We start from the raw sequence: 16121 nt of genomic DNA, 5'->3' as shown, positions 1-16121 counted from the left end.
ACAATTCAAATGTGGGAGCGGGCTTGCTCGCGAAGATGCCGTCACATTCAGCCTCTATAGTGACTGACACTCCGCCTTCGCGAGCAAGCCCGCTCCCACAGTAGATCTGCATTGTTTCGCAGATCGATGTACACCAAATCCCAATGTGGGAGCGAGCTTGCTCGCGATAGCGGAATGACAGTCGACAATAATGTTGAAGGTGATGACCCATCGCAAGCAGCCTTGCTCCCGCAGTGATTCTCGAGGCGGGGAGGCGTATGCCTCCCCGGCTCGTTTATGGAAACCACATGAAAATTCTGATCGTTGGGCCCAGTTGGGTCGGTGACATGGTGATGGCGCAGACACTGTTTCAGTGTCTCAAGCAGCGCCACCCGCAATGCGAAATCGACGTGCTGGCCCCCGAGTGGAGCCGGCCGATTCTTGAGCGCATGCCCGAAGTACGCCAGGCCTTGAGCTTTCCGCTCGGTCACGGTGCTTTGGAGCTGGCGACGCGTCGGCGCATCGGCAAATCCCTGGCCGGCCAGTACGACCAGGCGATCCTGCTGCCCAATTCCCTGAAGTCGGCATTGGTGCCGTTCTTCGCCGGCATCCCGAAACGCACCGGCTGGCGTGGCGAATTCCGCTACGGCCTGCTCAATGACGTGCGCACGCTGGATAAAGAACGTTACCCGCTGATGATCGAACGCTTCATGGCCCTGGCTTACGAGCCCGGTGCCGAGCTGCCGACACCTTATCCACGGCCGAGCCTGCAAATCGACCCGGTCACGCGCGAGGCGGCAATGGCCAAGTTCGGCCTGGCCCTCGACCGCCCGGTGTTGGTGCTGTGCCCCGGTGCCGAGTTCGGCGAGTCCAAGCGCTGGCCGTCCGAGCACTATGCCAAGGTTGCCGAAGCGAAGATCCGCGAAGGCTGGCAAGTCTGGCTGTTCGGTTCGAAAAACGATCACGCCGTCGGCGAAGACATCCGTTCGCGGCTGATTCCCGGTTTGCGTGAAGAGTCGGTGAACCTCAGCGGCGGCACCTCCCTGGCCGAAGCCATCGACCTGATGTCCTGCGCCGACGCAGTGGTGTCCAACGACTCCGGCCTGATGCACGTCGCCGCTGCGCTGAATCGCCCGTTGGTGGCAGTCTACGGCTCGACGTCGCCGGGTTTCACGCCGCCATTGGCCGAGCACGTCGAGATCGTGCGCCTGGGCATCGAATGCAGCCCCTGCTTCGATCGCACGTGCCGTTTCGGTCATTACAACTGCCTGCGCCAGCTCATGCCGCAAGCGGTGAACGAAGCCTTGCAGCGTTTGCAGGGCACTGTGGTCGAGGTCAAATAGTTTGCGGGTACTGCTGATCAAGACTTCTTCGCTGGGTGACGTGATTCACGCGTTGCCGGCGCTGACCGACGCGGCACGGGCGATCCCCGGCATCCAGTTCGATTGGGTGGTGGAAGAGGGCTTCGCCGAAATCCCGACCTGGCACCCGGCCGTGGACAAGGTGATTCCCGTCGCGATCCGTCGCTGGCGCAAAAACATCTGGCAGACCATCAAAAGTGGCGAGTGGAAGCGCTTCAAGCAAAGCGTTCGCGCCAACAAATACGATTTGGTGATCGATGCCCAGGGCCTCCTGAAAAGTGCGTTGCTGACCCGATATGCCAACGCCCCGGTGGCCGGGCTGGATAAAAACTCGGCCCGTGAGCCGATTGCCGCACGCTTTTATTCCCGGCGTCTGGCCGTGGCCCGTGGGCAACACGCGGTGGAGCGGGTGCGTCAGCTGTTTGCTGTGGCCCTGGGTTACGACCTGCCCAAAGGCTTGGGCGATTACGGCCTGAACGTCGAACGACTGGTGGAATTGCCGCGCAAGAATCCTTACGTGGTGTTCCTGCACGGCACCACGTGGGACACCAAGCATTGGCCTGAAGCCTACTGGCGCGAGTTGGCCGAGCGCGTCGGTTATCTCGGTGTCGCGGTGAAGCTGCCGTGGGGTAATCCGATCGAGAAAGCCCGGGCCGAGCGCATCGCCAAAGACATGAGGCACGTCGAAGTGCTGCCCAAGCTGAATCTGGCGGGTGTCGGCAAAGTACTGGCCGGCGCGCAAGCCTGCGTGGCGGTGGACACCGGTCTCGGCCACCTCGCCGCTGCGCTGGACGTGCCGACGCTGTCGCTGTTCGGCCCGACCAACCCGGGCCTGACCGGCGCCTACGGTAAAGCGCAGATTCACATCGCCAGCGATTTCCCCTGTGCGCCGTGTATGCAAAAGAAATGTACGTATCAACCGACGGCCGAAGATGCCCGTCAGTTTGACCTTAAACGCGAGTGGCCCCTGTGCTTCACGCGTCTGAATCCCGAGCGTGTCGCGACCCGACTGAGCACATTGTTACTGGCTGAGGAGCTGCGCTGATGCAATTGGCATTCGTCTTGTACAAGTACTTTCCATTCGGGGGCTTGCAGCGCGATTTCATGCGCATCGCCCTGGAATGTCAGCAACGCGGCCATCAGATTCGAGTCTACACGCTGATCTGGGAAGGCGACATTCCGCCGGGGTTCGAAGTGTTGGTGGCGCCGGTCAAGGCGTTCTTCAATCATCGACGCAACGAGAAGCTCAGCGAATGGATGGAAGCGGATCTGGCCAAGCGTCCGGTGGACCGTTTGATCGGCTTCAACAAAATGCCGGGTCTGGACGTCTACTACGCCGCCGATGGCTGCTTCGAAGACAAGGCGCAAAACCTGCGTAACTCGCTGTACCGTCGTTGGGGCCGCTACCGGCACTTCGCCGAGTACGAGCGCGCGGTGTTCGCCAAGGATGCCAAGACCGAAGTGCTGATGATTTCCGAAGTCCAGCAGCCGCTGTTCATCAAGCATTACGACACGCCGCTTGCGCGCTTTCATCTGCTGCCGCCGGGCATTTCCCAGGATCGTCGTGCGCCGGCCAATGCCGCCGAGATCCGTGCCGAATTCCGTCTCGAATTCAACCTGAAAGACGATGATCTGCTGCTGGTGCAAATCGGCTCCGGGTTCAAGACCAAGGGTGTGGATCGCAGCCTCAAGGCGCTGGCCGCATTGCCCGCTGATCTGAAGAAACGCACCCGGCTGTTTGTAATTGGCCAGGACGACCCCAAATTATTCCAGATGCAGAGCGCCACATTGGGGCTTGGCGATAACGTGACGTTCCTCAAGGGCCGCAGCGACATCCCGCGTTTTCTGCTCGGCGCCGATCTGTTGATTCACCCGGCGTACAACGAAAACACCGGGACTGTGTTGCTCGAAGCCCTGGTGGCCGGGTTGCCGGTGCTGGTGAGTGCGGTGTGTGGTTACGCCCATTACATCGCCGAGGCCGACGCCGGTCTGGTGCTGGATGAACCTTTCGATCAGACGCAGCTGACCCAGTACCTGACCGGTATGTTGAACGACGCTCAAGCACGGGCGGCCTGGAGCCGCAATGGTCTGGCCTTCGCCGAGACGGCCGACCTCTACAGCATGCCGCAGCACGCGGCCGATGTGATTCTGGCGGAGCACGCTTAATGAAGTTGATGCTGGCTGAACCGTTCAAGAGCCTTTGGGCCGGACGCGACCCGTTCGCTGAAGTCGAGGGCCTCCAGGGCGAGGTATACCGCGAACTTGAAGCGCGCCGAACCCTGCGTACCGAAGTCGATGGCAATGGCTTTTTCGTGAAGATCCACCGTGGCATTGGCTGGGGCGAGATCTTCAAGAACCTGCTCACTGCCAAGTTGCCGGTGCTCGGTGCCGGCCAGGAATGGAAGGCCATTCAGCGCCTGCAAGAAGTCGGCGTGCCGACCATGACCGCCGTGGCTTATGGCGAGAAGGGCAGCAACCCGGCGGACCAGCATTCGTTCATCGTCACCGAAGAGCTGGCGCCGACTGTCAGCCTTGAAGACTTCAGTATCGACTGGGTCAAGCGCCCGCCCGAGCCAAAACTCAAGCGCGCGCTGATCGCCGAAGTCGCGCGCATGACCGGCATGATGCACCGCGCCGGCGTCAACCATCGCGACTGCTACATCTGCCACTTTCTGCTGCACACCGACAAGCCGGTGACGGCCGACGATTTCAGGCTCTCGGTGATCGACCTGCACCGCGCCCAGACCCGTCCGACGATTACCCAGCGCTGGCGCAACAAGGACCTGGCGGCGCTGTATTTTTCGGCCCTGGACATCGGTCTGACCCGTCGCGACAAATTGCGTTTCCTCAAGGGGTATTTCCAGCAGCCCCTGCGCCAGATACTGGGTGAGGAAGCCGGGTTGCTCGCCTGGCTCGAAGGCAAGGCCAACAAACTCTACGACCGTAAACAGCGATACGGAGATGCGCTCTGATGGCGGGTTGGAAACTGGAGCCTGCGTACAGTGATCTTGCAGAAGATTTCGGCAGTCTTGAGGCTGTGTTTGCGCTTGAGGGCGAACGCCTGACGCGCGACCTGTTGTCCGAGGTCATTCGCGTCCAGCGCAATGGCGTCAACTATTACGTAAAACGCTACGTGGGTGCGGGCAAAGGTCTGCGCCGTTACCTGGGCAAGCCTCGGGTGAAAGCCGAGTGGCAGAACCTCAAGCGCTTCGCCAAGTGGGGCATTCCTACCGCCGAAGTGGTGGCCTGGGGCCTGGAGCGTCGCGGTGCGGCGTACGATCGCGGGGCGATGATCACTCGTGAGCTGCCGCATACCGAAGACTTGTCGGCCCTGGCCGAGCGGCATGATCCAAAGCTGGCGGACCACGCCTGGGTCGACAACGTCAGCCGGCAGCTGGCGGGTTATACCCGGACCATGCACGACCATCGTTTTACCCATAACGATTTGAAGTGGCGCAACCTGCTGATCGACGATGAGGCCCGACTGTTTTTGATCGACTGCCCCAATGGTGATTTCTGGCGCGGCTTCTGGCTCAAATACCGGATCACCAAGGACCTGGCCTGTCTGGACAAGGTCGCCAAGTATCACTTGTCGGCTACCCAGCGCCTGCGCTTTTACCTGCAATATCGCCAGCGTGATCGGCTGAATGCCGCCGACAAAAAACGGATCCGGCACGTGGTGAGATTTTTCGAGGGACGCGAATGACTGATTTCCTGGCGGCTGAAGACCGTGCGCTGCTTGAGCGTCACGGCCTCGGCACCTTCGACGCACTCTGGGCCAAGCAGCTCGACGCTGTGGACGAGCCCAATACCGCTCGCGGTGGCTGGAGCAGCGTGTTTCGGCTGGATCTGGAAGGCCATGGCTACTACCTGAAACGCCAGAGCAACTACCAGATGCGCACCTTGCATGCGCCCTTTGGCGAGCCGAGTTTTTCCCGTGAGTTTCGCAATATCAGTCGCTATGAAAAGTTCGGTATTCCAGCGCTGAAGGCGGCATTCTTCGGTGAGCGCAAGGTCAACGGCGAAGTCCGGGCGATTCTGCTGACCCGTGCCCTGGACGGTTGGGATGACCTGGATTCGCTGTTGCAGCGCTGGTCGGACCTGAGTTCGGCGCAGCATTCGGCCATTCTGCAGGCCTGTGGACAACTGGCTCGGTGCCTGCACGGCGCGCGTCAGGTTCACGGGTGCTTCTACCCCAAGCATATTTTTCTCCAGGCCACCCGCGACGGTTACCTGGCCCAGCTGATCGACCTGGAAAAGACCCGGCCGTTGCTGTTTGGTTTGCGCGACCGGGCCAAAGACCTGGAGCCGTTGCTGCGTCGGGCGCCTGAGTGGAGCGAAGCGCAGTTGCGCGAGCTGCTGGCCGCCTATCTGGATCAATCGCAAGACAGTTCGCTGATCGACAGCTGGCTGGCGCGGCTGACCGCGCGGCGCAGTCATAAGGAGGCGCGCTGATGCGTTTGTCCGAGCTGAAAAACGCTGGCCGCAGCCCGAGCCTGCCGCTGAACATTCCACTGGCCGATGCCGCCGGCCCTGCCGAGCTGCAGTTGCTGAGTCTGTTGCGGGTGTTGCCGGGGCAGCGTTATGTCGGTGCCGGTGTCTGGCGCGGGCGGCCGGTGCTGGCCAAGTTGTTGGTCGGCAGCAAAGCGGCGCGGCATTTTCAGCGTGAGCTGGATGGCGTGCGGTTGCTGGCGGCCCAGGGGTTGACCACGCCGTTGCTGCTGGCTGATGGCCTGAAGGACGGCGAGGGCGGTTGGCTGCTGTTTGATTTCCTTGAAGGCGCCGAAAGCCTTGGGGATGCCTGGAAGCAGGTCGAACATTTGCCGATGCTGGCGGATGAGCAATCGGCGGTATTGGCCGATGCGCTGGGTGCGATTGGTCAATTGCACCGCAAGGGCCTGTGGCAGGAAGACCTGCACCTGGACAACCTGCTGCGCCAGGGCGGTCGGCTGTATTTGATCGACGGTGCCGGGATCTGCGTGGAGACGGCTGGCAAGCCGCTCTCGCGGCAGAAAGTCCTGGAAAACCTCGGGGTGTTTTTTGCCCAGTTGCCCAAGTCGCTGGAACCCTGCACCGAAGAGTTGCTGGTGTACTACCTGCTGAGCAACGGCGAGCATGCCTTGCCCATGGAAGCGTTGCAGAAGCAGATCAGCAAGGTGCGCAGCTGGCGCCTGAAGGACTTCCTAATCAAGGTCGGCCGCGAATGCACGCTGTTCAGTGTCCAGCGCGGAGCGTTCGGCTTGCGGGCGATTCGCCGCGAGGAAGAAACGGCGATGCTGCCGGTGCTGGCGCAGGCCGATGCGTTGCTCGATCAGGGCCATCTGTACAAGACTGGCGGCGCCGCGAGCGTCGGCAAGGTCGAGGTGGCTGGTCGTACGCTGGTGATCAAGCGCTACAACATCAAAGGTTTTGCACACTGGCTCAAACGCTTCTGGCGTCCGAGCCGTGCCTGGCATTCCTGGCGTGAAGGCAATCGCCTGGCGTTTCTCGGCATCGCCACGCCCAAGCCGTTGGCGTTGCTGGAGACGCGTTTTCTCTGGTTGCGCGGTCGGGCTTATCTGGTGACCGAGTATTTGCCGGGGCCGGACATCATCGAGCGGTTTGCACCTTACGTTGAAAGTGGTGAGGCACCGGAAGCCGAATTGCTGGCGCTGGATCATTTGTTTGCCGAGCTGATTGGCGAGCGGATCAGTCACGGGGATTTCAAGGGACACAACCTGTTCTGGCAGCACGATCGCTGGGCGCTGATTGATCTGGATTCGATGTGTCAGCATGCCTCGCTCAACAGCTTCGCCCCGGCCTACGCGCGGGATCGGGCAAGGTTCATGCGTAACTGGCCTGAGAGCAGTGCGCTGTATCGGGTCATTGATCAGCGCGTTCCCAAAGATATCTCTAGCGCTGCCTGAATCGGACCTTCGGTCCTATCGCGAGCAAGCCCGCTCCCACAATAGTTCTCGGTCGCACACAAATTAAGTGTGCGACACCAAAACAATGTGGGAGCGGGCTTGCTCGCGAAGGGGCCAGACGAGTCACCCGAGATTAAGGGGGCACATTCTTGTGAATCGTCCTACACGATCCACAGACCCCATGAACTGTGCCCTGAATGGCCGCGATGCTAGTTTGCCTGACGTTCACGGAGGGCAGACTTTGACGATAAAAATGACGGTGTTACTGAGCACTTTTGCACTGGTTTTATCAGGCTGCGGGACCGCTGTTACGGTGCTGCAGGATGACGAGGATGCGGCTCGTAGCCTCAGGAAGCAAAAGACTTACTGTCAATCCATACCGCGTATCTACAGCGGCCTGGCCTACGACTTTTGCGTATTAAATGCAGCGCCTGATCCCACGGGTATTCTTTTACCGTTCGTGTTGGTGGATTTCACCCTGTCGGGTGTTTTCGATACCGTCCTCCTGCCCTATACGGTTTACCGACAAGCTACCGACGGCAATATGAGTATTTACTGGAGGTCAGGCCGCGGATGAGCGATGTCGCCTGCTTTCGCCCGGATCACTTTGCGGGGGCAATATGCGCTGGGTCATTCCCGCCATGTTTACGCTATAATCCCGCCCTTTAGCTGCCACTCGCCCTTTGCGAGGGCACATTAATCTTTGAGGCGCTTTGCGCCTGCATGCAGACTAAAGAGGCTAGACCCCTGTGGCATTGACGATTCTTGGCCTGTCCGGCGCCCTTAGCCATGATCCTTCCGCAGCGTTGTACATCGACGGCAAGCTGGTCGCGGCGGCTGAGGAAGAGCGCTTTGTGCGCGATAAACATGCAAAGAACCGCATGCCTTACGAGTCGGCGAAGTTCTGCCTCGAGCAGGCCGGCATCAAGCCATCCGACGTTGATGTGGTAGCGATTCCGTTCGCGCCGATAAGCCTGTTCGGCAAGGCTCGCTGGCATTACGCCAAGCGTTACTGGTACGCCCCGGACCGCGCGCTCGATGCGATCCTGATGGGTAACCGTCGCTACAAGCGCTATCGCAACAAGATTGTCTGGTGCCTCGAGCAATTGGGTTTCGATCCGAAGAAAATCAAGATCGAGCCGGTCGAGCATCACCTGGCTCACGCCTCCAGCGCTTATCACTGCTCCGGTTTCAAAGAGAAAACCGCGATCCTCGGGATCGACGGCAAGGGTGAGTACGCCACGACCTTTTTTGGTTACGGCGAAAACGGCAAGATCCACAAGATCAAGGAATTCTTCGATCCGGACTCCCTCGGCGGACTGTACGGCGCGATCACCGAGTTCCTCGGTTTCGAGATGCTCGACGGTGAGTTCAAGGTCATGGGCATGGCGCCGTATGGCGATGCCAGCAAATACGATTTCTCGCGCCTGGCTTCGTTCGAGAACGGCGAGCTGGTGATCAACACCGACTACGCCAACGTCATCGGCCTGCGTCGTTATAAAGAGAAGGGCAAAGGTTTCTACTTCTCGCCGAAGCTGATCGAGTGGCTGGGTCCCAAGCGCGAAGGCGACATCGCCGACGAGCCGTACATCCACTACGCCGCGAGCATGCAAGCGCTGTTCGAAAAGATCTCGCTGCAGATGATCGACCACTACCTGGGCGACGTGCTCAAGGAAACCGGCAAGCTGGCCTTCGCCGGTGGCTGTGCGTTGAACGTCAAGCTGAACCAGAAAATCATCGCCCGCGATGACGTCAAAGAACTGTTCGTGCAGCCTGCGTCCGGCGATGCCGGCACCGCGGTTGGCGCGGCGGCCTATGTGTCCCACGCCCGTGGTGTGCCGGTCGAGAAGATGGAACACGTCTACCTCGGTCCGTCGTACACCAACGAAGACGTCCTCGCTGCATGCGCCCGTCACCCGAGCAAGCCGGTATGGCGCAAGCTTGAGAACATGCCGGAGAACATCGCCAAGATTATGGTCGACGGCAACCCGGTGGCCTGGTTCCAGGGCCGCATGGAATTCGGTCCGCGCGCCTTGGGCGGTCGTTCGATCATTGGTTGCCCGAGTGCGACGGGCGTGGCTGACCGCATCAACCACCAGATCAAGTTCCGCGAGCGCTGGAGGCCTTTCTGCCCGTCGATGCTCGACACCGTTGCACCGCAAATGATCAAGGTCGATCATCCGGCGCCGTTCATGACCTTCACCTTTGAAGTGGCGGAGGAGTGGAAAACCCGCGTGCCGGAAGTCGTCCATGAAGACGGCACGTCCCGGGCCCAGGTGCTCAAGCGCGAATACAACCCGCGCTACTACGACATGATGAAGGCACTGGAAGTGCTGACCGGTAACGGCGTGTCGCTGAACACCTCGCTCAACCGTCGTGGCGAACCCATGATCTGCTCGCCGACGGATGCCCTGAACATGTTCTTCGGTTCCGATCTACAGTATCTGATCATGGAAGACATCCTGGTGGTCAAAGAGGGCGCGGACGCATATGACACGCTCGGCTGAACGCCATGTGCTGCAGTTCTGTCACGGCTATGACGGGCCGTTTCTGGACTGCGCCCGGCAGTACGCCAGCCTGTTCGCGGGGACCGGTTATCGAGTGACCACGGTGTTTCTGACCGGGGCTGCCGATGCCGAAGTCGCCGCGGGCTGTGCTTCCGATGAAGTGCTGTTCATGGAATACAGCTCCAAGGCCATTCGTGGCCTGAAGCTGGGCGCCATCGGCGATCTGCGCAAGATCGCCGCCTCGCGCAATTTCAGTTTTTGCATCGCTCACCGTTTCAAGCCTATTTATATCGCCTTGCTCGGCACGTCGTTGCCGGTGATTGGCGTGCATCACGCGTTTGACGATTACAAGCGCGGCACCCGCAAACTCTTCGCGAATATTTTCCGCAAGCGCCTGAGCCTGCTCGGGGTTTCCGATGCCGTGCGCGACGACATGCGCCATTGCCTGCCGAAGTGGCCGGCGGCGCGGATTCAGACCCTCTATAACCGTATCGATGTGCAGACCTTGCAGGACAGTCAGGTGTCGGTTCGGGAGGCCCGGGAAACCCTCGGTCTGGCGCCGGATGCCTGGGTTGTCGGCAATGTCGGACGGCTGCATCCGGACAAGGATCAGGCCACGCTGCTGCACGGTTTTGCCGCGGCTTTGCCGGGTTTACCGGCCAATAGCCAATTGGTGATTCTCGGTGCCGGTCGACTGGAGCAGGACCTCAAGGCCCTGGCCCGTGAGCTGGGTATCGGCGACCGCGTGCTGTTCCTCGGTCAGGTGCCTGAGGCTCGGCGTTATTTCCGGGCCTTCGATGTGTTTGCCCTGAGTTCCGATCACGAACCGTTCGGCATGGTGCTGCTGGAGGCCATGGCTGCTGGCGTGCCGTTGCTCGCCACGGCGTGTGGCGGGGCGAAGGAAGTGGTCGAGGGCGTCGGTATTCTGTTCCCGCTGGGCGATGCTGAACACTTGGCTCAAGGGCTGCAACATCTGGCCGCGATGGACGAGCAGCAACGTCACCAGTGCGCCGAGCTGATGCTCGATCGCTTGCGTGAGCGCTTCTCCGACCGCGCGGTGCGCGATGCTTTCTGGCGTTTGCCGCACGTTACCGAACTGGCGCCGAGGGGCTGATGCTCAACCGATTTCAAGGCTGGCGCGAACGTGGCTGGGCGGTAGTCGACGCCTCGACATATGCCGAGGCCTGGCAACGTTACGGCGGCAGCGTCGCCACTCATCCCATGGTGGTCGAGCGGCTGGCGCAGTTGGCCGACATTCCCGTGCGCTACCTGGCCTGGGAGCAAAACGGTGAAGTCAAAGCCGCGATCCCGACCTGGGGCCGCGACCTCGCGTTGTCCAAGGACGTGCTCAAGCGCTGCGGTAAGAAAGGCTTGTTCGACCTCGGTAATGCCGAGTTCATCCTGCCGGCCGCTGTCGATGCACAAGCGCCGCTGCGTCATCGCGGACGCTACCTGTCGGCGCTGAATGAGGGCCGCTTTACCGGTATCAAGTTGCAGGCTGAACAGCTGGCGATGGCCCGCACTCCCGAAGAACTGTCGAAGAAGTTTCGCTACAACCAGCGTCGTGAATTGCGATTGCTGGAAGAAGCGGGCGGAGTGGTCCGGCCGGTCGCCGAGTTTTCCAGCAGTGAACTGGCGGCGATCTATTGCGACCTGTTCCAGCGTCGCTGGGGCTTCCCGGCGACGGGGGCCGAGCGCATGGCTGAGGTCATCGAGTTGCTGCGTGATTTGCTGATCGGCTCGGTGATTTTTCTCAACGATGCGCCGATAGCGATTCAACTGGTCTACCGTGTCGAGACACCGCAGTGGATCAGCGTCGAGTACATCAATGGCGGCGTCGATCCTGAAACCCGCGAATTCAGTCCGGGCAGCGTGCTGAGCTTTCTCAATACGCAAAGCGCCTGGGAGCATGCCCGGGCGTTGGACAAACCGTTGCGCTTTTCTTTCGGTCGCGCCGATCGTGAATACAAGGATCGCTGGTGCAATCCTGTGCCGGTGTTCACCGTATGAGTCAGCCCATGAACCGCAAACAGCAATTGCTCAAGCGCCATCGGCGCAACAAACGCATTGGTCTGCTCATCGCGCTGGTGCTATTGATTGCCATGGGTGTGCTGGTGACCTGGTGGCTGCCGTTGGTGCTCGCGGTTCTGGGCTGGATTGCCCACGAGGCCTGGTTCGCCGACCACCTGTTTTATTCGCCAAAAGACGACTACCAGTACAGCTTTCCACCGTACACCCAGCAGCCCAAGGTTCACCTTGACGGTGAGCGTTTGCGCCTGGACGACGGCGTCATGCTGGTTGACGACGCCACCCTGGTGTTGGCGCTGCGGATTAAAAGCACCTGGCTGGGACGCTTCATCGATCCTGTGGTCGAGTTGTCGGGGGGGGATAACCCGGACCGACAAACCTTCGAGCGTGGTGTGAACGGCCTGCGTTACCTCAACCTCAGTGGTCAGGCGCAGGTTCTGTCGCAAGGTGAGTTACGCCTGCGTGGGCGTTTCTGCCGACTGCTGGGTGAGCCGGTGCTCAGGGCGTTCGAGCATCCGGATTACAGTCGTCAGCGGGTGATGGTGATCGCGCCCCACGCCGACGATGCCGAGTTGGCCGCATTCGGTTTGTACAGCAGCGCCAGCCAAAGCTGGATCGTGACCTTGACCGCCGGTGAAGTCGAGGCCGGGCACTATCAGCAAATGGGGCTCAATGGCGTCGAAGCGTCCCGGTTGAAAGGCTCGCTTCGCGCCTGGGACAGTCTCAGCGTCCCGCTGTGGGGCGGCGTACCTCAGGAGCGTTGTATTCAGTTGGGGTATTTCTGCCTGCAATTGTCCGCCATGCAAAGCGCGCCGGCCGAGGCCGTGGTGTCCCGTGAGGCGCAGCTTGGTGATACCCGATATTTTCGACGGTTCAATCCGTTTGCCCTGGGCAGTGACGTCGATGGCATACCGTCCTGGAACAATCTGCTGGCCGACCTGAGTGAGTTGATCGAGCGTATCCAGCCCCAGGTCATCGTTTTGCCACATCCGCGTTTCGACCCGCACCCAGACCATCTATGCTCACAGCAAGCGGTGATGCAGGCACTGAGCGGTACAGCCTGGCAGCCCGAAACCTTGTTGCATTACGCCAATCATCTACACGACAACGATCGCTGGCCTATGGGTGATGCCGGTACCGGTGTAACACTGCCGCCACAGATCAATAATCACGAGCCGTTACGTCCTTGGGCTCTTTCTCTGTCGGCCGAAAAGCAGTGGCACAAGGCTATGTCGTTGGGCATGATGCACGACCTTCAGCCCCGACTTCCCCTCAAGCGTCTAATTCGCCGGGCGATCCAACGTTGTCTGGCGGCCCGACACTGGCCAGCTTTCGGCGAAAACGAATTCTTCCGTAAAACGGTGCGACGCCACGAATTATTCTGGGTCCAAGAGCTGTCTGGAAAGAGAGAGACCAATTGAAAGTTCTGTTTCTGGTGCAGAAAGAGCAGCGAGCGATCCTTGATCGACTGTATGACGGTATCGCCGAGCACTGCGACTGCGACAAGCGCGAGCTGACCAGCGCGGAGCAGGACGACTTGCGTGGATACTTTCGCAAGCATGTCGATGTGACCCGCTACGACCGGATTGTTTTTTTCCTGCGCTTCAAAAAAGAAATCAGACAGGTGAGGTTCATCCAAACCCTGCCCAATCTGGTTATTCTGGAACACGATGCGTACCAGAATTACATCCCGTGCAAGTACACCGGAAAGTTCAGCGCCCATTACCGCAAGCTGCCTTGGGCACGGGTGATCAGCTCGGGCTTCATGGTCGCCGCTCGCTTGCGCGAGGAAGGTTTCGATGCTGTGTTCGTTCCCAAGGGATACGACCAGTCGCTGCTGCAAGACCAAGGTCGTGAGCGAGATATCGAACTGGCCTTTGTCGGCAGTACCAACAGCGTCGCCTATAGCGGCCGCAAAGCACTGCTCGATGAGTTGGCGCACGTCGAACCTCTAGTGGTGACGCGTACCAAGTCGGGTGAGGAATACTGCGATACGCTTAACCGTATTCGCTACTTCGTCAGTGCCGACGTCGGTATGGGCGAATTCATGATCAAGAATTTCGAGGCCATGGCGTGTGGTTGTGTGCTCCTGGCTTATGATCAGGGCGCGGCTGAAAGCAGCGCGCTGGGTTTGCACGATATGCACAACGTTGTTTTCTATCAAAGTATCCCGCAGCTTCAGGAAAAGCTCGCGAGGCTACGGGCTGACCCGGAGCTGGCGCAGCGTATCGCTCGCAATGGTCGCGAACTGGTGGTCGGCCAGTTCAGCTTTGCGCGTATCGGCAAGCGTATCGTCGAGGAACTCGAACCAGCATTGCGTCCTCACGCGCCGTTGAGTCTGCTGGAAAAAGTGCGTCTGAAACTGGGCGTTTGACAAGGGTTTCTGTGACGCTGGAAGGAGATGTCGTTCGGCATGCCGGTTTGGGCCTCTACGTACAGCTGTCGATTGAGCATCAGCGCAAGGCGCGCAGTCGACGCGAACACATCAAGTTTGCATTGTCTCTAATGCCGGGAGTCTGCATTGGCTGTTTTATCCAATAGGTGCGCCGCAGCGTACCTGCATAGTTCCATGCGTTGGCTTGTTGCCTTATGAGTATCCTGAACGTTATGTGGTCCGGTGGTGCGCCGTTCGCATCGATTCACAAGGTTCATCAGCAAATACTGTCGCAGGTCGGCGCCACCGCATCGGCCAAGACCTGGTTGCTTCAGGGCTGCGCGTCAGGGTCTGGAGTGAATGTTGGCGAAACCCGGGAATGGCAACTGTCCTCTGCCCGTTTGAAAGGGCAGCATTTTTGGCGGCTGATGAGGCCGTGGATGCAGGCCTCTTTCAAGAGAGCCCTCAAGCAAAGTGGGGCACACCTTTTGCTGCTCGATGGCTTGGGAGTAGCTCGCGCACTTTTACCCCTTCTCAAAACATTGCCAAACATCCGCGCGGTGGTGATTGTTCATGGTTCCACGCGAGTTCGTGCGGCAGATCGAGCCCTCTTCCACCAGCTCTCGCCGTCCCAACTGACATTGGTCGCAGTGTCGAACACCTTGGCGGCCTCGCTGGGCCGAGATCTTCAAATGCCGGTCATGACACTGCGTAGTGCGTTCGACCCTGTCGCGTTTCGCTCCGCGGTACTCCCTCGCGAGGAGGCCCGCGCCCGGTTGGGGTTGCCCCTGGGCGACACGCCTGTGCTCGGTGCGGTGGGGCGATTGGTGGAGGATAAGGGGTTTGCCTGTCTGATCGAGGCCTTTGCTTCTGCATCGAAGCAGTGGCCCGATCTGCGATTGGTGATTGTCGGTGAAGGGTCTTCCAGAGAAGCGTTGCAAGCACGCATTGATCACCTGGGGTTGCGCGCGAGTGTCTCCTTGCCCGGCCATCTGAATGATGCCGCGCGGCTTTACAGGGCATTCGACTGGGTCGCTATTCCTTCACTGGACGAGGGTCTTGGACTGATTATGCAAGAGGCGGTGATGGCGGGTGTTCCAGTCATTGCCAGCGAGCTGCCAGTGTTTCGCGAGCAGTTGGCCGACACGGGTTGGTATGCCCCCATAGAGGATGTCAGCGCCTGGAGCGATGTTATTGTGCGAGCGTCCAGCGTCTCTGCGAAAGAAATCGCGGCAGGCCAATATCAGGAGCTGGCCCCTGACCAGGCCTGGCTGAACTTCAGTCAGACGGCCCGTGCATTGCTTTCATGATGGCAGAACAGCTTGCTCGAGTGCCTGCATTGGAAAGCTGTCGTTCAGGTTCTCGCGCGCAATATAGCGAGCGAAATGCTGCAGGTTGCGCTTGATCAGATGCTTGGGCAGTGGCGCCCGCAAGAAACGCATATCCGCCACATCGATCAGGCCCATCCGGTTGTCCGGCGTGACCACAATGTTGCCTAGGTGCAGTGAGCGAAAGTAGATCCCCGACATATGAAGGCTACGTATCAGCCCCGCCAGAGCTGGCAGTGTCTGCTGCCAGTCGAACCCTTCCTTGCTGGCGATCTGGCGCAGGGTTTCTCCCGGCAGGGGCTGGTAAAGCACCGCCGTCATGCCTGGGGTTTGCAGCCGATAGAAGTGCAGGACCTGAAGGGTGGGTACGCCAAGCTTGTGCAGTTCGGCGGCATTGTCGATGAAGCGTTTCGAGTACGGACGAAACAGCGCGGAAGATAAAATACGCTTGCGACGAAACAGTTTCAGGATATTCCCATCCTGCAACAGGTAAACTTTCGGGCCGTAGCTGTCGGCCTCCAGTACTCTGGCGGCTTCAATCATTTGATTTAAAGCGTCTTGCGGAAGCCGGGAGCATTGCATCATAGAAAGCCTTGTTGGAATAGCGGGGCACTGTGGCGGGCAATGATGCCGAAAAG

General features: G+C 59.8%; 15 protein-coding genes. 14 read left to right on the top strand and 1 reads right to left on the bottom strand.

Going from position 1 to position 16121, the window contains the following annotated elements; translation table 11 throughout:
* Positions 1 to 287 precede the first annotated feature (287 nt).
* The 14 genes from waaF to FQ187_RS14960 all read left to right on the top strand — a co-directional run bounded on the left by waaF (position 288) and on the right by FQ187_RS14960 (position 15465).
* Entirely contained in the window at positions 288 to 1322 is a 1035-nt protein-coding gene (waaF, locus tag FQ187_RS15025; RefSeq protein WP_149630087.1) for a lipopolysaccharide heptosyltransferase II, read from the top strand.
* A gap of 1 nt (position 1323) precedes the next feature.
* Positions 1324 to 2385: a lipopolysaccharide heptosyltransferase RfaC gene (gene rfaC / locus FQ187_RS15020; protein WP_149630086.1), complete on the top strand. Its 1062-nt coding sequence runs from the start codon at positions 1324 to 1326 to the stop codon at positions 2383 to 2385.
* On the top strand, positions 2385 to 3506 hold the full coding sequence (locus FQ187_RS15015) for a glycosyltransferase family 4 protein (protein ID WP_149630085.1): 1122 nt from the start codon (positions 2385 to 2387) through the stop codon (positions 3504 to 3506). The genes rfaC and FQ187_RS15015 overlap by 1 nt, the downstream gene beginning before the upstream one ends.
* Positions 3506 to 4312, top strand: coding sequence for a lipopolysaccharide core heptose(I) kinase RfaP (gene rfaP / locus FQ187_RS15010; protein WP_149630084.1), 807 nt, complete (start codon positions 3506 to 3508; stop codon positions 4310 to 4312). The genes FQ187_RS15015 and rfaP overlap by 1 nt, the downstream gene beginning before the upstream one ends.
* The gene (locus FQ187_RS15005) at positions 4312 to 5046 is read left to right on the top strand and encodes a lipopolysaccharide kinase InaA family protein (RefSeq protein ID WP_149630083.1); all 735 of its coding nucleotides are present in this window, start codon (positions 4312 to 4314) and stop codon (positions 5044 to 5046) included. Before rfaP ends, FQ187_RS15005 begins: the two co-directional genes overlap by 1 nt.
* On the top strand, positions 5043 to 5795 hold the full coding sequence (locus FQ187_RS15000) for a lipopolysaccharide kinase InaA family protein (RefSeq protein ID WP_149630082.1): 753 nt from the start codon (positions 5043 to 5045) through the stop codon (positions 5793 to 5795). Before FQ187_RS15005 ends, FQ187_RS15000 begins: the two co-directional genes overlap by 4 nt.
* A complete protein-coding gene (locus FQ187_RS14995) occupies positions 5795 to 7246 on the top strand; it encodes a lipopolysaccharide kinase InaA family protein (protein WP_149630081.1) in 1452 nt (483 codons plus the stop codon). The genes FQ187_RS15000 and FQ187_RS14995 overlap by 1 nt, the downstream gene beginning before the upstream one ends.
* 241 nt (positions 7247 to 7487) lie before the next feature.
* The gene (locus FQ187_RS14990; RefSeq protein WP_149630095.1) at positions 7488 to 7823 is read left to right on the top strand and encodes a YceK/YidQ family lipoprotein; all 336 of its coding nucleotides are present in this window, start codon (positions 7488 to 7490) and stop codon (positions 7821 to 7823) included.
* Between the two features lie 172 nt (positions 7824 to 7995).
* The gene (locus FQ187_RS14985) at positions 7996 to 9753 is read left to right on the top strand and encodes a carbamoyltransferase (protein WP_111449307.1); all 1758 of its coding nucleotides are present in this window, start codon (positions 7996 to 7998) and stop codon (positions 9751 to 9753) included.
* On the top strand, positions 9737 to 10867 hold the full coding sequence (locus FQ187_RS14980; protein WP_149630080.1) for a glycosyltransferase: 1131 nt from the start codon (positions 9737 to 9739) through the stop codon (positions 10865 to 10867). Before FQ187_RS14985 ends, FQ187_RS14980 begins: the two co-directional genes overlap by 17 nt.
* The gene (locus tag FQ187_RS14975) at positions 10867 to 11763 is read left to right on the top strand and encodes an antimicrobial resistance protein Mig-14 (RefSeq protein WP_149630079.1); all 897 of its coding nucleotides are present in this window, start codon (positions 10867 to 10869) and stop codon (positions 11761 to 11763) included. Before FQ187_RS14980 ends, FQ187_RS14975 begins: the two co-directional genes overlap by 1 nt.
* A gap of 8 nt (positions 11764 to 11771) precedes the next feature.
* The gene (locus FQ187_RS14970; protein ID WP_149630078.1) at positions 11772 to 13202 is read left to right on the top strand and encodes a PIG-L deacetylase family protein; all 1431 of its coding nucleotides are present in this window, start codon (positions 11772 to 11774) and stop codon (positions 13200 to 13202) included.
* Positions 13199 to 14155 (top strand): glycosyltransferase, encoded by a 957-nt coding sequence (locus FQ187_RS14965; RefSeq protein ID WP_149630077.1) that lies wholly within the window; start codon positions 13199 to 13201, stop codon positions 14153 to 14155. The genes FQ187_RS14970 and FQ187_RS14965 overlap by 4 nt, the downstream gene beginning before the upstream one ends.
* Positions 14156 to 14370: 215 nt before the next feature.
* Complete coding sequence (locus FQ187_RS14960) at positions 14371 to 15465, top strand: glycosyltransferase family 4 protein (RefSeq protein ID WP_149630076.1); 1095 nt, start codon at positions 14371 to 14373, stop codon at positions 15463 to 15465.
* On the opposite strand, the gene FQ187_RS14955 is transcribed toward FQ187_RS14960, so the two are convergent.
* Entirely contained in the window at positions 15460 to 16026 is a 567-nt protein-coding gene (locus tag FQ187_RS14955) for a toluene tolerance protein (protein ID WP_256667317.1), read from the bottom strand. The genes FQ187_RS14960 and FQ187_RS14955 overlap by 6 nt on opposite strands.
* Between the last annotated feature and the right edge of the window lie 95 nt (positions 16027 to 16121).

It is taken from the genome of Pseudomonas sp. ANT_J28 (genome assembly GCF_008370005.1).
In the GTDB taxonomy this organism is placed as follows: domain Bacteria; phylum Pseudomonadota; class Gammaproteobacteria; order Pseudomonadales; family Pseudomonadaceae; genus Aquipseudomonas; species Aquipseudomonas frigoris.
The sequence above is the reverse complement of the archived record's forward strand: the minus strand, read 5'-3'. Positions and strand labels throughout refer to the sequence as shown.

Coding starts and splice junctions, on each gene's coding strand:
- waaF (WP_149630087.1), top strand. CDS start 288: ATGAAAATTCTGATCGTTGGGCCCAGTTGGGTCGGTGACATGGTGATG.
- FQ187_RS15015 (WP_149630085.1), top strand. CDS start 2,385: ATGCAATTGGCATTCGTCTTGTACAAGTACTTTCCATTCGGGGGCTTG.
- rfaP (WP_149630084.1), top strand. CDS start 3,506: ATGAAGTTGATGCTGGCTGAACCGTTCAAGAGCCTTTGGGCCGGACGC.
- FQ187_RS15005 (WP_149630083.1), top strand. CDS start 4,312: ATGGCGGGTTGGAAACTGGAGCCTGCGTACAGTGATCTTGCAGAAGAT.
- FQ187_RS15000 (WP_149630082.1), top strand. CDS start 5,043: ATGACTGATTTCCTGGCGGCTGAAGACCGTGCGCTGCTTGAGCGTCAC.
- FQ187_RS14995 (WP_149630081.1), top strand. CDS start 5,795: ATGCGTTTGTCCGAGCTGAAAAACGCTGGCCGCAGCCCGAGCCTGCCG.
- FQ187_RS14980 (WP_149630080.1), top strand. CDS start 9,737: ATGACACGCTCGGCTGAACGCCATGTGCTGCAGTTCTGTCACGGCTAT.
- FQ187_RS14975 (WP_149630079.1), top strand. CDS start 10,867: ATGCTCAACCGATTTCAAGGCTGGCGCGAACGTGGCTGGGCGGTAGTC.
- FQ187_RS14970 (WP_149630078.1), top strand. CDS start 11,772: ATGAACCGCAAACAGCAATTGCTCAAGCGCCATCGGCGCAACAAACGC.
- FQ187_RS14960 (WP_149630076.1), top strand. CDS start 14,371: ATGAGTATCCTGAACGTTATGTGGTCCGGTGGTGCGCCGTTCGCATCG.
- FQ187_RS14955 (WP_256667317.1), bottom strand. CDS start 16,026: ATGATTGAAGCCGCCAGAGTACTGGAGGCCGACAGCTACGGCCCGAAA.